Here is a 13,359-nt window from a genome sequence, read left to right on the forward strand (position 1 = left end):
GCGTTGGGGCACGTCAGCCCAGTTGAGTACGAAAGTATGTAGTTATGTACTGTCTACTTTTTGTGGGGTACACCAGTGTTTGGAGGGAAAATGGTTAGGGAAGCGACAAAAGACGATTGCGTAAAATTAGCGGCATTGTCCATTAAAGTTTGGCTAGACACATATGCTCGAGAAGGTATCAAAACTGAATACGCTGAGTATGTCTTGTCTACTTTCACTGCAACCTACTTCTTAGAAATATTGGATACGATTAAATATCGTGTGTTTGTAAGTGAAGAACAGGAAGTTATTCAAGGCTATGTAATGGTTAATCTTGAATCGCATTATCAAACGTCCAGTAATGGCTTTGAAGTCGAAAAACTATATGTCGATAACACTTTCAAAGGTAAAGGGTTGGGTCGAAAGCTCTTGAATGAAGTCGAAAACCAGTTGGGTAATAAATACTGGCTTTACACATGGGTTGAAAATGAATCCAATGGATTTTATGAGCATCTTGGGTTAAGTCGAATAGGACTTCTAACCTTTGAGTTTGCAGGTGCTTCAATAGAAAATAACGTGTATCAGTCAGCCCACACATAACAAAGCATTTAAGACGGATTCCCAACGCTCGGCATTTTCAGTTTGCTTCAGTTTCAGTGTTTACGGCACAATACTTTAGGTTTGGTGGTCTGCGTTGCTCACCACTTAATGCGGCGTTATGTTTTTAATCAACTCCAAGGATTTAGGAGGGTAAAGTGATAAGTCTATTTGAAATGGAACCTGGTTGTTTTGAGCTGTTTCGTGAAAACTTTATACGAGAATACGCTGGTTCTATCAGCTCCAATTATGGCTACTCTGAAAGGAAATCTTTTGAGTTCGCTTCCCTAGACTTCGAGATGAGACTACCCAATAAGCTTGATACTGACGGTAACTATGTCTGTTCGATTAAATTGGGGGAGCTATCTATAGGTCATCTTTGGTACATAGAGAGCGTAGAAGACTCAACCGCTTTTATTTGTGACTTCTTCATAGAGCAAAAGTATCGCAACTCAGGTTATGGCAAATTAGTAATAAAAAACCTTGAATCCCGCCTCAAACAAAGTGGTATTACAAGGTTGAAGCTCCATGTTGCAAATGGCAATAATGGTGCTTTAAGGCTGTACACTCGTCTTGGGTATGGGATCACAGGGCATAATCTATTCAAAAAGTTTGATTAGCTTGATGAACACCAAAACATAACAAACAATTTAAGAGCGATTCGGCACGCGTGGCATTTTTACTATGCGGTGGTTTTAGTGATTAAGGTGGCATGCGGGAGCATCGGTATGGCGTGCCTCACACCTTAATTGGGCGTTAGCCCACAAGAGAGAAATAAAAAGTAGAGTTCGATGATCAAAGGTAAAGTTGTAGAGTGGAATGACTCAAAAGGTTATGGATTCATTTCGGCATTAAATGGTGAATTAAGAGTTTTTCTCCATATATCAACGGTTCAGTGTAAAGGTCGACGTCCTAAGGTCGATGATGAAGTTAAATTTGAAGTTAACGAAGACAAAAAAGGGCGTTACAACGCCGCTAATGTAACAATTCTAGGTTCCAGCTCGGTACCTTCAACAATCATGTTTAGCATCGTTTACTTAGTTTTAGCGAGTACAGCTGTGTTCATATTAGGTGGTGAGAAGCTGTTCATTGCAGCTTATATCCTGATGTCCATTGTAACCTACGTAATGTACGCAATAGATAAAAATGCCGCTCAAAACGGCAAATGGCGGACACCAGAAAATACGCTTCATCTTTTATCGTTACTCGGTGGTTGGATGGGGGCATTATGTGCTCAAAATCAACTTCGTCATAAGTCGAAAAAACAGCCATTTAAATCGATTTTGTGGCTGACGATATTCGTAAATATTGGAGCATTTGTTTGGACACTCACTCCATCAGGTTCGGTGTTCGTTCAGAACTTTATTAGCAATTGGTTCTAGCACTAGCTGTGAGATGTGGGCTAACAAACTGTTCAAGAGTGATTCGCAACGCGTGGCATTTTTACTATGCGTTGCGTTTAGTGTTTAAGGTGGTATGCGGTGACTTCGGCATTGCGTTGCTCACACCTTAACAGGGCGTTATACAAAATTAACAAAAATAAAAATTTAAATTATGAGCATAGAAAGAAAAATTGAGCATCTTGAAGATGAGATTCTTCATTTAAAACGAGAGGGGACTAAAATATCAGATGATACGAGAAAAGCGATTATTCTCGATGTCAAAGAAAAGGTTCAAGAGGGTAAGCATAAAAGTTTAACTTTAAGTATTGGTGTTACTGCCGCAATCTTGTCGTTACTGGGCTATATCGGGTTTGAGTCGGTAAAAAATGAAGCAGCCCAGTATGTAGTTAACTCGGAAATCAAACAACAACTCTTGAAAGAGTTGTCTGCACAAAAAGAAGAAACTGACAAAACGCTTGCGGACGCGAAACTGTTATTAGCTCAAATCGCCCAAGAAAAGGTCAATCTCAAGAATGAACTGTCTCAGTTAATGCTAACTATAGACGACAAGCAAAAAAGTTTAGAACGAGTATCTAATGTAATCGCCAAGCTTGGAGTTACGAATAAAGACATCAGTTCAATTGTGTCTGAAGATTTTATCCAAGTGATTCGTGATGCCGGTGTGTTTACATTTCTAAGTTCTTTTGGTGTGTCCGAGTTATCCGCTCTAAAACTATTGGCAACAGAAACGGAAAATTTCAACTTTCACAAAATTGACAAAAATACGATCGGGAATAGTGTTAAGCAAATTCAGGAGCGCTACGGGTTAACAGTTGACGGCAATATGGGACCTTGTACATCTCTTGTTATCGGATCGCTTTTGTTGAGTAACTATGAGGTAGAGACTCGAAAAGAACTTGAATCTTCGTCGTATGAGTCATCGAGCTGGCTAGTAAAGTCGTTTCAAACATGTGCTGCAAGTGATAAATCTCACCTTCTTAGGCTTATTGAGTACCCTGAATTACCATTGCATGTTCAGTTAAATCAGTTCATCACAGCATCGAAGATCAGACGAGATGATTTACTGGATAGTTTACATACCTCCAGTCCGTTACCAAGTGCATATAGAGCACTTGATTCGATCGGGTATGAGGGAGAGTAAAATTTTGTATAACAAACTGTTTAAGAGTGATTCGCAACGCGTGGCATTTTTGCTATGCGTTGGTTTTTGTGTTTAAGGTGATATGCGGCGGCATTGGTATTGCGTTGCTCACACCTTAACAGGGCGTTAGTTTGCAAGAGGAAAAACGCAGCTATATCGCAAGATCTAGTGGTAAAAGCTCAAAGTTGAAATTGTCGTATCGGCGTTCAATTTCAGTGTTAACTTGCGTGGTGAAAATTCAAAATTGGCATCGTTTCAACAGTTGATTTGTTTTTTGGTGCGGCGACTTTTGGGTTACCTGAGTCGAACTTTTTTGCTGAAACTCTGCTCGTTGAGTTTGTTGGTGCAAAAGCCGATCTACTCGCTGAAATGGCGTTTTCTCTGGTGTGGTAAGTTCATGTGGTTTCGGTGGCTTTGTTGAAAGTCCGCATTGTGAGATTGGTTTTCCAAAAGCGCTTTTTGGTGTTGTGAGTTCGTTTTCTGCGGCGTTGTTTGTTCCACGTGGTTTCATTGAGTAGCCGCTTTGAGACTACGCCTAACTTAAGTGCATCAAAACACATAAAGTTTATTGTTTGCAAAGCTTAAAATAACTTAAAATCAACGCTTTGGGTTTGCAAACTAACAAACTGCTCAAGAGGGATTCGCAACGCGTGGCATTTTTACTATGCGTTGGTTTGAGTGATTAAGATGGTATGCGGCGGCTTCGGTATTGCGTTGCTCACCCCTTAGCAGGGCGTTATGTGATTGAGGAAGAAATGACTGAAGTTCTCGATATTATTGATAAGGCAATTAAAAGACTTGTGGCTCCAGCAGCAATGCTTGTGGCTGCTGAATTGCTAAGCCGTGGCATGGATAAAGCTGATGCAAATCCAGTGTTGATTAAGTTTACAATGGCTGTGTTAGCGCTTTGGGCTCTCGGTTATATGGTGTTTTCAGCGAAAGAAGCGATGCAAGCGTTCGATGAAGCAAATATAGGCAAGTATAAGAATGCATTGCTAAGTACATCATTTTTAATAGTTTATTTTGTTCTTGCTGCCGCGGCTATTCGATTGGGGTTTGACAAAATCACATAACAATCTGTTTAAGAGTGATTCGCAACGCGTGGCATTTTTACTATGCGTTAGGTTTAGTGGCTAAGGTGGTATGCGGGAGCTTCAGTATTGCGTTGCTCACACCTTAACAGGGCGTTAACAGTATTGAGGGATTTTCGTGGCTGATTACATAAATAAAAATATTCTGAGTCAGGCTTATATTCACGTGGAGCCTACGGGAATCGAGACTGAAGAACAGCTTGAAGCGTTCAAAGAAAACCTAAGAGCTTTTGCGCTTAGTCGTACAGAGTTCTTCTTATCTGATGGACTTGATATAAATATTGAGTTTGAAGAAGGGTCGATTAAAGCACGAGTTACGGTAATTGGCACGTTAATGCTTTTACTACAAGGCATCAGCTCATACAAAGACTTCAGAGAGGGGCTTCAATTGTTGTATACGGATGCGAAATGGTTGTCAGATGCAATCATCTCGGAATCTCTGTATCAAACCAAAGCAAAACACCATGACGTAATTCGAGTCGAAGCAAGGACTGGAATAATTGGTTCTGTTCATAAGGTCTTGAATCAACTAGAAAGAATAAAGAGTGGTGCTAAAGGCACCATGCTTGCCTCTGACCTTGTTGAAAAAATTGATGATGTTCAAGATGAACTATCAAAGCTCATGGATAATATCTGCGACCTAGATGATCGTAACTTAGTCGCTAAAGAGTGCAAATATCTAGTTCAAGAATTACCTGAGATTCCGGTTCCTCCAAAAGATAAAACTAATAGCAATCATGCTATAAATGAGTATCGACGTAAAAAATCATCACTAAGCTCTTCTATAGATGTTCATTTAATTGTTGATGAGTAGGGTGAAAGCATACTGTTAACAAAGCATTTAAGAGTGATTCGCAACGCTTGGCAGTTTCGCTTCGCTCAAGTATAGCCAAGCGTCGCTCACACCTTAATGCGGCGTTAGTACGGGTTTAGCATCAAAGGTCATCAGTTTTGGTGTTTATCTGTTTTGGCGTTCGTCTTTACACCTTTCAGTTTGTACCTTTCTCGTTCTTTCCGGTGGCACTATATGTGAAGTGTTTGCTTTGATTTCACCGTTTACGGTTTCTAACTCTTAGGCTATTTCTTTGGCGCTTCTTCTCTTTCGTGGTTCTTACTAAGTCAGAATTGCCTTTTTTTGGTGTTGCCGTCGAAGTACGAGGAAAGAATCCTTTTCTAATTTGAAGCTAGTGAAAGTTGGGCAGTTCAGTGCGTTTTTCTTCTAGCCAACTTTTCTCTCTTAATCGGTGTAAAGTTTTGTAGCTGCCCGTCTCACTTCAGTGTTCAAAGCCTTTCATATCATGCCACTTTTCAATATCTTGGAGCGCATAAATAGAAGTAACGCATGTACTAACAAATTGCTTAAGAGTGATTCGTAACGCGTGGCATTTTTACTATGCGGTGGTTTAGGGTGATTAAGGCGCTGTGCGGTAGCTTTTGTATTGCGTTACTCACACCTTAGCAAGGCGTTAGGTACTAAGAGGTAAATTTATGGTTTTAGAGTATGTTTCAGGTATTAAAGCGGCTTGGGATGCTGCTAAATCAGTTAAAGCAGTAACAGACTCATTTGATGATGCTCATCTAAAATTACAGATGGCTGAACTAATGAGTGCATTAGCTGATGCGAAAGTTGAAGCGGCTGTTAATGCTGAAAAAATAGATGAACTTGAAAGGCTATTGAATACCAAAAACACGATGAAATTTATTGATGGTAAATATTATAAGTCAACTGACGATGAGCTAGAAGGTCCGTTTTGCGCTACGTGCTATGACTATGAATCTAAGGAAATTCGGTTGCAAAGCACTCCTGACAAAGTTGGTGGTGATTGGCATTGCCGAGTATGCAATGACTGGTATAAAGATCGTACCTAACAAACGCTTCAAGACGGATTCGCAACGCTCGGCGGTTTTGGTTTGAATTGGCTTAAGTGTTTACGGTGTAATGGTTGAGTGTTGTGGTAGTGTTGCTCACCACTTAAGCGGGCGTTAGTTGCCAAGGCGAAAAACGCAGCTAAAGCAGAATGTTTAGGGCTAATGTTCGTGCATTTCTGGCTCGGTTTTGTATTTCAAATTTAGTCTTTCAGGATTGTGAAAATCAGGCTTTGTTTTTTGTGGTCGGACTTTCCGTTTCAGAAGCCAATTCACTTGTTGAGAGTCAGCTCTGTGATATTGTCTTTTCAAATGAGCTTTTGGTGTTGTTAGGCTGTATTCAACGGCGCTGTTTGTTCCAAGTGGTTTCAGTAACAGGCGCTTTGAAACTGCGCCTGATTTGAGTTTCTCAATACACGTCAAGTTAGTGTTGGCAAAGCGGTAATCAACTTCAAATTAAAGCCTTAAGTTTGTCAACTAACAAAGCATTCAAGAGGGATTCACAACGCTTGGCAGTTTTGGTTTGAATTAGCTTAAGTGTTAACGGCACAATAGTTTAGGTTGGGTGGTGGCGTTGTTCACCCCTTAATGCGGCGTTAGTTGCCAACGAGAAAATCGCAGCTAAAACAGAGTATTTAGGTCTAATCGTTCGTGTGCTTTGCTTGATTCTGCACTTCGAACTTCGGGATCTTGGTTCGCGGAAATTGAGCTTCGATCTTTTCCTAGTTTGGTTTGCCGTTTCAGAAGCCGATTTACTTGTTGAAAGTCAGCTTTGTGGCATTGTTTCTCCAAAAGGTCTTTTTGGTGTTGTCAGTTCGTTTTCTACGGCGTTGCGTGTTCCAAGTGGTTTAAGTGACAAACGCTTTGAAACTGCGCCTGATTTGAGCTTTCCAACATACGTAAAGCAAGTGTTGGCAAAGCGGTAATTAACTTCAAATCAAAGCGTTAGGTTAGGCAACTAACAAAGCATTCAAGAGGGATTCACAACGCTTGGCAGCTTTGGTTTGAATTGGCTTTAGTGTTTACGGCACAATGGTTTAGGTTAGGTGGTGGCGTTGTTCACCCCTTAATGCGGCGTTATACAGATTTAGAGGAAGTATGAAAAATATAAATAAAATTGAACTGTTCATGAAAGTTATAGTTGTATTTACAGCTTTGGCTTTAGCGGCAACTTTTGGAGTCTACAAACTAATATTTCCAGGGCGGTTTTCAGAGGATGCTGCCGTTTGGGGAGCTTTCGGTTCGTACTTCGGAGGCGTTTTGGGGCCAGTCGTAGGGCTAGCATCACTAGCGGCGGTGCTAATAACAATTCTATTACAGAAAAAACTCCTTTCGCAGCAGTTGGATGAATTTACAAAACTGCATGACCAGCAAGCAACAACGTTGATATTAACTCAAGAACAACTAAAGCTAGAGGAAAAAAATCATAAACAGACCTTAAATCAGTTAGAGTTACAAAATTCACAGTATGAATTAGAGACTATGCATCGTCAGCGAGATAGATTGCTAAAAGTAATCGGCTTTCTAAAAGAGCAAAATATAGGTTTCCTCGAGCTTAAAATTGAAGTTTACAACTCTTTGTTGGCAATTGTTAATATTGATTCATTAAGAGATGACCCTGGTAAGTTGTCCGAGTTAGATATTGAAATAGAGAAACAAAAGCTAAAAAAAGAGCTACTAGACATTAGAGTAGATTGTAGTGAAATTGATAATGACTTATTAACTTTATCAGTTGATCTCATGTCTCCAAGTCATAAAACACCTGAAATTCTAGAAGAACACTTCTTAGCTAAGGTTGCTGTAATCATGCAGAAAAACAAAGACATGGTGAAAAAGTATGGCAGGAAGAAATCTGCATAACAAAGCGTTTAAGACAGATTCCCAACGCATGGCATTCTTCATTCCATCGTTGGGTTTTGTGTTTAAGGTGGTATGATTAAGTTCAGTGGTGGCGTTGCTCACTACTTAACGCGGCGTTATATACCAGTAATCAAAAAGTCGATAGCAGCAATAATTTCGTTTCTAAACGTGCTTAGCTCATTGACTGGGGTCGTAAGGATTTTAGTTGGTACACTAGCCATTTGTTGAGTAAGAATCACAAAGTCACCTTCATCAATATGGATCGTAGGGCACAGGTGGCTAGGGGCTTTTTTCTCTAACAGCTCGATAGGAGTTAAGGGAATCACCAAGCGAGTATTCAGTGAATCTAGCAACTCGCTTTGGACATCGACAAAATATGGGTAAGCGCTTGCGGTGCTCTTATCGTTGTTTTTATAAAGCGTAAATTGTGCCATTAGAATACTCGGTATGAATCGGAAAATAGTCCGTGTTTTGCAGTTAAGTCGTTACAAGCTTCAATAGCTTCGGCATTTTGTTCTAGCCATTCGGCTTTCAATTGTTGTTTTACTTCCTTTTCCAAAGCCTTTTCCATTGTTGCTGATAGGTTGATGTTTAGGCGCTTAGCTTCGGCAAGTAACTCACTGTTTAGGCTAAGGTTTGTAGCCTTTTTAGGTGCATGTGTGCTATATGTGTTTCTCATAAAGTAATCCTATGCGTATTGATGGTGCGCATTGAGTATAGGTGAAAGCTAGGCATATAACAAATTGTTCAAGAGTGATTCGGCACGCGTGGCATTTTTACTATGCGTTGATTTTAGTGGTTAAGGTGGTATGCGGCGGCATCGGTATTGCGTGCCTCACACCTTAACAAGGCGTTAGTACGGGTTTGACATCAATGGTCTTAAGTTTTGGTGTTTATCTGTTTTGGCGCTCGTCTTTACACCTTTCAGTTTGTACCTTTCACGATCTTTCCGGTGGCACTATATGTGGAGTGTTCGCTATGATTTCACGGTTTACGGGTTCTAACTCTTAGCCTATTTCTTTGGTGCTTCTTCACTTTCGCTGTTCTTTCCAAGCGAATCTTGTTTTCCTTTAGAGCTGCTGTCGGAGTACAAGGATTGAATCCTTTTATTATTTGAAGTCAGTGAAAGTAGGGCAGTTCAGTGCGTTTTTCTTCTAGCCAACTTTCGTCTTTCAATCGGTGTAAAGTTTTGTAGCTGCCCGTCTCACTTCAGTGTTCAAAGCCTTTCATATTATGCCAGATTTCAATATCTTGGAGCGCATAAATAGAAGTAGCGCATGTACTAACAAATTGCTTAAGAGTGATTCGTAACGCGTGGCATTTTTACTATGCGGTGGCTTATGTGATTAAGGCGCTGTGCGGTAGCTTTTGTATTGCGTTACTCACACCTTAGCAAGGCGTTAGGTGCAATGCGGCAGGTTTGACATAGAGCCAGTAATGTAAAAGTTTACTGGCTCTTAGGATGTTTAGTTTTGAGCGAACTTAACTCTGATTTTGCTCTTTGCCACAGTTGAAAGATTTAGGTTTTCAACGGCTGCTTTTGCTTCTTTCTCGTCAGGCATTTCGACAAATGCGAAGCCTTTTGATAGGCCAGTGTCTTGGTCTAATACTAAGTTGCATTCAGTAACCGTACCGTGAGTTGAGAACAGAACACGTATTTCATGCTCAGTAGTTTTTCGCTCTAAATTGCGAACTAGAAGTTTCATAATGATTGCCTAATATAAAATGCCTGCTAAGTGTGTCAGTTAAGTGGTAACAAGCCAAGTAAATACGTTGTTGAACTGGGAAATATTGCACCTAACAAAGCGTTCAAGAGGGACAGTCAACGCGTGGCGACTTTGGCTTAAATCTTGGCATTTGTGTTTACAGTGGTAAATTGAAGTTTGGTGGTAGCGCGTTGCTGCCCCTTAACGCGGCGTTAGGTTGGTTCGTGAGCTGTGTCGACATAAACTATTGAACCATTTGATATGATTTCTCTTTCATATATTGCAATGGAGTTAAACATGGCGGCGACACATCAAATAAAATGTATTAACAAAACCGACAGACAAAGTGCACATGAAAGAATCAGTCATATAGGTGGCTTAAATGCTGACGGTACAAGATGGAAACTTACGCTTGATCGTGCCATAGAAGGAATAGAGTCTGGAAAATGGAAGTTTTATGTAAGTGCAGGTGGAAGCAGTGTTTGGGTTATTGTTGCAACGAGCTCAACAGGACGTAAATATCTAAAAACTGAAAATGATGGCGAGCAACCAAACAATTTACTTAGCTTACCAGAATGTCCATAGACGCAGTAGTTACAACCACCTAACAAAGCATTTAAGAGTGATTCCCAACGCTTGGCATTTTTCATTCCACCGTTGGGTTTCGTGTTTATGGTGGTATGGTTTAGTTTCGTGGTAGCGTTGCTCACACCTTAATGCGGCGTTATGTGCTTTGGTGTTGATGACTAATAGATGTGCATGAAAGTCATTTTAAATTAGTAAAAGGAATTACTATGTCCAAAAAGGAATCGAATAAAAGTACTGCAATAAAGTTGGGTTTGTTTATGGCTGGCTCGGTATTTGGTGCAGCCTTGTATATCTTTTTTGCGTTTCCAACATCTTGATTGTTCGGGTTGCGAAATTTCGTCGCTTGAATAGTTCATGGTCAGGCTACATGTAGGGATAGAATGTAAGTTGCCATCGTATACATCATTGTCACACTTCTTATGGTTAAAGTGCTTTTAAAGAAGAAAGTCTCCAAAAGTGTACTTTTTTATTTCGCTCATGAACTCTATTTTGGTCCAGTTGCGGTCGCCTCTTATATCGATTTGCTGTTCTGTGAGCAAAGGTGTTCAGTTTAAGCACGCACATAACAAACTGTTTAAGAGTGATTCGCAATGCGTGGCATTTTTACTATGCGTTGGTTTTAATGTTTAAGGTGGTATGCAGCGACTTCAGTATTGCGTTGCTCACACCTTAACAGGGCGTTAAATGAGCTATTTGAAATATGATAAAGAAGTTTGAATCCAAAATAATAGAAAAGTTGCTTCAAAAGCCATGCCCGGTCTCTATCCCACGAAGTGGAGATAGAGGTAAAGCCGTTAACTGCTATTCCATAAGCTTGTACGCAGGTGATATTCCATTGTTGTTGGTTGATGAAGTCACAAGACATGGCTTTGGTGGAATGTATTTTGAAAGTGATCGCTTTAAGTCAAAAGTATGCATACCTTTCTCTTTGACGTATGGGGTCACTGTGAGAATTGAACACTATTATGGTCTTTATACTCACACGTACAATTCAGTGATCGATTATTGTTTGCATGAATGGACAGGTTTCTACAAAGTTCAAACTTTCTGTGCTTGGGCAAAACATGCCATCCCTCAGTTTGTTTTTAATAAAGTTCCTCTTCAGCTACCTAGTCGCATGAAAATATTAGAAAAAATCATCGCTAAGCAATCTGTAGATCCTGATAAAGCATTTAGCTCATTAGATATTATGAGTTACGTTTATGGTCTCCGTTGGTATTTGCATCCTCAAAAGACGGAAGTTCGGCAAAAGATGGATTTGTACCTTGATTCTTTCGTAGCTTCTGGGGAACTCTTGAAGTTTGCAAGTGATTACAAAATTACAGGGCAGGCTGTTGCTACGTTGGAGAAGTATCAAATTGAAGTATCGCGAGCAAAATCAGATAGAATAAATCAAAAAATGATAATAGTTTTAACAATCATTTTAGCCATATTTGCCGGACTTCAAGCCAAAATAATCGAAACTTCTTATAAGATAAATTTGGACAGAGTTATAGATTGGGTGTTGTCGCTCATTTAACAAGTTGTTCAAGAGTGATTCGGCACGCGTGGCATTTTTACTATGCGTTAGGTTTAGTGGTTAAGGTGTTATGCGGTAGCTTCGGTATTGCGTGCCTCACACCTTAACAAGGCGTTATGTGACCAGTAGAGGTTGTTGTGTGTTAGTTGAGAGAAAAATCAAGATTGGTCTGTTAGTTTCATGGGTAGTTATTGCATTAGCTTTAATTTATCCATCAGCAATGCTGTATCTTGTAGATGTAAATAACCTGAATAAACATTTGCTTGTCTCATTACCAGGCTTAGCTGCGGTTTTTGTAAATTTATGCACAGTTCGACTAAAAGGGTTAATTGTGAGTTCAGGTTCATTTGAAATAGAGCTAAGAAATGAAAGTGCTTACGATTTGCACAATAAATACATTAGGTCAATTACTAGAACAAACTCGATACAATATCTACTAGCAGTTTTTGCAGTGCTTCTAGGGGCTTATGTAATAGCATCGTAAGTTCACATAACAAAGCGTTTAAGACAGATTCGCAACGCTCGGCATTCCTAGTTAAAGCCGAGTCTTGGTGTTTACGGTGCAATGATTCAGGTTAGGTAGTAGCGTTGCTCACTACTTAACGCGGCGTTAGAAACTTGAGGAAATATTTTGATCAAGCAGTTTGAAAAATTATACAACGACAAAGCAAATAAAGAACAAGCATATCAATCATTTATTGAAAGTAATCCTGAACTAGTGCCAAGGGCATTTGTTCAAAATCATGGTGTGCATATGGACTTGGTTTTTCGCAAATTTCCACTTGGTACGACATATAAATCTGACTTTATGTTTCTGTCCAAAAGTTCATCTGATTGGAGGGCAGTCCATATCGAAATTGAAGACCCAAATAAGAAGATTTTTACAAAAGGTGGAGCATTCACAGCAGAGTTCAACGCTGCGGTTCAACAAGTCCAATCTTGGATTGGTTGGTTCAATCATAACGCTAATCAGCAAACGTTTGAAAACGATATTGCTGCTGTTAAACAACCGCTTAATTCTAACCCTACCAAGCACAAATTCGTCTTGGTTTATGGTCGTAGAAGTGAATTAGACACTCAGACGAAAAAAGACAACTTCGACGCAAAAAAAACCGATAACTTTGAGTTAATGACTTATGATTCACTTTTCTCAGGACGTCACAGCAAAACCCATATCGCTTCTTTCCATTCAAGAACCGTAAAAATTCATTGCAGCTGTGAACTTGAAGATAGCTACTTTGGTTTTGTAAATCCTGCAGATTTTGAAATCAATAGCACAATGAAAACACAAAAGATTAGTAAGTTAAGTACACCTGCAACTGGTACTTTTGCTAGTGTAATAAATCAAAATAGTCAGGAAAACTTAGCTCAGTGGCAAGCTACGAAGTCGTATTGAGCTCCGTTTCTAACAAAGCATTTAAGAGTGATTCCCAACGCATAGCATTTTTCATTCCATCGTTGGGTTTTGTGTTTACGGTGGTATGGTTAAGTTTCGTGGTAGCGTTGCTCACACCTTAATGCGGCGTTAGGCATCCGAGTACCCCACGTTTAGTAGACACTTTACTAAGTTAGATCTAGGGTCTAATTGAGAGGTGATTTATGGCTAAAC

Annotated in this window: 17 protein-coding genes; 14 read left to right on the forward strand and 3 right to left on the reverse strand. The window is 39.9% G+C overall.

Annotated elements, in window-relative coordinates; translation table 11 throughout:
• The first annotated feature begins 90 nt into the window (after window positions 1-90).
• The 10 genes from R7Z50_RS23475 (at window position 91) to R7Z50_RS23525 (ending at window position 7,937) form a co-directional block, all read left to right on the forward strand.
• Entirely contained in the window at window positions 91-579 is a 489-nt protein-coding gene (locus tag R7Z50_RS23475) for a GNAT family N-acetyltransferase (RefSeq protein WP_005537207.1), read from the forward strand.
• A 155-nt stretch (window positions 580-734) separates the two neighbouring features.
• Window positions 735-1,196 (forward strand): GNAT family N-acetyltransferase, encoded by a 462-nt coding sequence (locus R7Z50_RS23480; protein WP_009704206.1) that lies wholly within the window; start codon window positions 735-737, stop codon window positions 1,194-1,196.
• 171 nt (window positions 1,197-1,367) lie between these two features.
• Entirely contained in the window at window positions 1,368-1,958 is a 591-nt protein-coding gene (locus R7Z50_RS23485; protein WP_318149281.1) for a cold shock and DUF1294 domain-containing protein, read from the forward strand.
• Window positions 1,959-2,130: 172 nt separating this feature from the next.
• Window positions 2,131-3,120 carry a hypothetical protein gene (locus tag R7Z50_RS23490; RefSeq protein ID WP_080539576.1) on the forward strand — a complete coding sequence of 330 codons (990 nt, stop codon included), beginning with the start codon at window positions 2,131-2,133 and terminating at the stop codon, window positions 3,118-3,120.
• 267 nt (window positions 3,121-3,387) lie between these two features.
• The gene (locus R7Z50_RS23500; protein ID WP_257969711.1) at window positions 3,388-3,513 is read left to right on the forward strand and encodes a hypothetical protein; all 126 of its coding nucleotides are present in this window, start codon (window positions 3,388-3,390) and stop codon (window positions 3,511-3,513) included.
• A 347-nt stretch (window positions 3,514-3,860) separates the two neighbouring features.
• Window positions 3,861-4,193 carry a hypothetical protein gene (locus tag R7Z50_RS23505; RefSeq protein WP_262645317.1) on the forward strand — a complete coding sequence of 111 codons (333 nt, stop codon included), beginning with the start codon at window positions 3,861-3,863 and terminating at the stop codon, window positions 4,191-4,193.
• Window positions 4,194-4,329: 136 nt separating this feature from the next.
• A complete protein-coding gene (locus R7Z50_RS23510) occupies window positions 4,330-5,025 on the forward strand; it encodes a hypothetical protein (protein WP_213966066.1) in 696 nt (231 codons plus the stop codon).
• Between the two features lie 674 nt (window positions 5,026-5,699).
• Window positions 5,700-6,080 carry a hypothetical protein gene (locus R7Z50_RS23515; protein ID WP_318149282.1) on the forward strand — a complete coding sequence of 127 codons (381 nt, stop codon included), beginning with the start codon at window positions 5,700-5,702 and terminating at the stop codon, window positions 6,078-6,080.
• Between the two features lie 701 nt (window positions 6,081-6,781).
• Window positions 6,782-7,003 (forward strand): hypothetical protein, encoded by a 222-nt coding sequence (locus tag R7Z50_RS23520; RefSeq protein WP_180926096.1) that lies wholly within the window; start codon window positions 6,782-6,784, stop codon window positions 7,001-7,003.
• Between the two features lie 172 nt (window positions 7,004-7,175).
• Complete coding sequence (locus R7Z50_RS23525) at window positions 7,176-7,937, forward strand: hypothetical protein (RefSeq protein WP_318149283.1); 762 nt, start codon at window positions 7,176-7,178, stop codon at window positions 7,935-7,937.
• Between the two features lie 116 nt (window positions 7,938-8,053).
• On the opposite strand, the gene R7Z50_RS23530 is transcribed toward R7Z50_RS23525, so the two are convergent.
• From R7Z50_RS23530 to R7Z50_RS23540, 3 genes are all read right to left on the reverse strand, one after another.
• Window positions 8,054-8,371, reverse strand: coding sequence for a CcdB family protein (locus tag R7Z50_RS23530; protein WP_095482530.1), 318 nt, complete (start codon window positions 8,369-8,371; stop codon window positions 8,054-8,056).
• Window positions 8,371-8,616 carry a type II toxin-antitoxin system CcdA family antitoxin gene (locus tag R7Z50_RS23535; protein WP_038140558.1) on the reverse strand — a complete coding sequence of 82 codons (246 nt, stop codon included), beginning with the start codon at window positions 8,614-8,616 and terminating at the stop codon, window positions 8,371-8,373. The genes R7Z50_RS23530 and R7Z50_RS23535 overlap by 1 nt, the downstream gene beginning before the upstream one ends.
• Window positions 8,617-9,403: 787 nt before the next feature.
• The gene (locus R7Z50_RS23540) at window positions 9,404-9,643 is read right to left on the reverse strand and encodes an RNA-binding protein (protein WP_318149284.1); all 240 of its coding nucleotides are present in this window, start codon (window positions 9,641-9,643) and stop codon (window positions 9,404-9,406) included.
• A 297-nt stretch (window positions 9,644-9,940) separates the two neighbouring features.
• On the opposite strand from R7Z50_RS23540, the gene R7Z50_RS23545 reads away from it, so the two are divergent.
• The 4 genes from R7Z50_RS23545 to R7Z50_RS23560 all read left to right on the forward strand — a co-directional run bounded on the left by R7Z50_RS23545 (window position 9,941) and on the right by R7Z50_RS23560 (window position 13,146).
• Window positions 9,941-10,228 carry a DUF3892 domain-containing protein gene (locus tag R7Z50_RS23545; RefSeq protein WP_025519005.1) on the forward strand — a complete coding sequence of 96 codons (288 nt, stop codon included), beginning with the start codon at window positions 9,941-9,943 and terminating at the stop codon, window positions 10,226-10,228.
• Window positions 10,229-10,931: 703 nt separating this feature from the next.
• On the forward strand, window positions 10,932-11,750 hold the full coding sequence (locus R7Z50_RS23550; protein ID WP_172405287.1) for a hypothetical protein: 819 nt from the start codon (window positions 10,932-10,934) through the stop codon (window positions 11,748-11,750).
• A 139-nt stretch (window positions 11,751-11,889) separates the two neighbouring features.
• On the forward strand, window positions 11,890-12,234 hold the full coding sequence (locus tag R7Z50_RS23555; RefSeq protein WP_318149285.1) for a hypothetical protein: 345 nt from the start codon (window positions 11,890-11,892) through the stop codon (window positions 12,232-12,234).
• A gap of 147 nt (window positions 12,235-12,381) precedes the next feature.
• The gene (locus R7Z50_RS23560; RefSeq protein WP_213879637.1) at window positions 12,382-13,146 is read left to right on the forward strand and encodes a Shedu immune nuclease family protein; all 765 of its coding nucleotides are present in this window, start codon (window positions 12,382-12,384) and stop codon (window positions 13,144-13,146) included.
• Window positions 13,147-13,359: the final 213 nt, after the last annotated feature.

This window comes from Vibrio sp. 1249-1, from assembly GCF_033340495.1.

What these genes read in the sequence shown, in the direction of transcription:
- R7Z50_RS23535 (WP_038140558.1), bottom strand. Translation starts at nt 8,616, where the DNA reads ATGAGAAACACATATAGCACACATGCACCTAAAAAGGCTACAAACCTT.
- R7Z50_RS23475 (WP_005537207.1), top strand. Translation starts at nt 91, where the DNA reads ATGGTTAGGGAAGCGACAAAAGACGATTGCGTAAAATTAGCGGCATTG.
- R7Z50_RS23545 (WP_025519005.1), top strand. Translation starts at nt 9,941, where the DNA reads ATGGCGGCGACACATCAAATAAAATGTATTAACAAAACCGACAGACAA.
- R7Z50_RS23530 (WP_095482530.1), bottom strand. Translation starts at nt 8,371, where the DNA reads ATGGCACAATTTACGCTTTATAAAAACAACGATAAGAGCACCGCAAGC.
- R7Z50_RS23485 (WP_318149281.1), top strand. Translation starts at nt 1,368, where the DNA reads ATGATCAAAGGTAAAGTTGTAGAGTGGAATGACTCAAAAGGTTATGGA.
- R7Z50_RS23515 (WP_318149282.1), top strand. Translation starts at nt 5,700, where the DNA reads ATGGTTTTAGAGTATGTTTCAGGTATTAAAGCGGCTTGGGATGCTGCT.
- R7Z50_RS23490 (WP_080539576.1), top strand. Translation starts at nt 2,131, where the DNA reads ATGAGCATAGAAAGAAAAATTGAGCATCTTGAAGATGAGATTCTTCAT.
- R7Z50_RS23540 (WP_318149284.1), bottom strand. Translation starts at nt 9,643, where the DNA reads ATGAAACTTCTAGTTCGCAATTTAGAGCGAAAAACTACTGAGCATGAA.
- R7Z50_RS23550 (WP_172405287.1), top strand. Translation starts at nt 10,932, where the DNA reads ATGATAAAGAAGTTTGAATCCAAAATAATAGAAAAGTTGCTTCAAAAG.
- R7Z50_RS23525 (WP_318149283.1), top strand. Translation starts at nt 7,176, where the DNA reads ATGAAAAATATAAATAAAATTGAACTGTTCATGAAAGTTATAGTTGTA.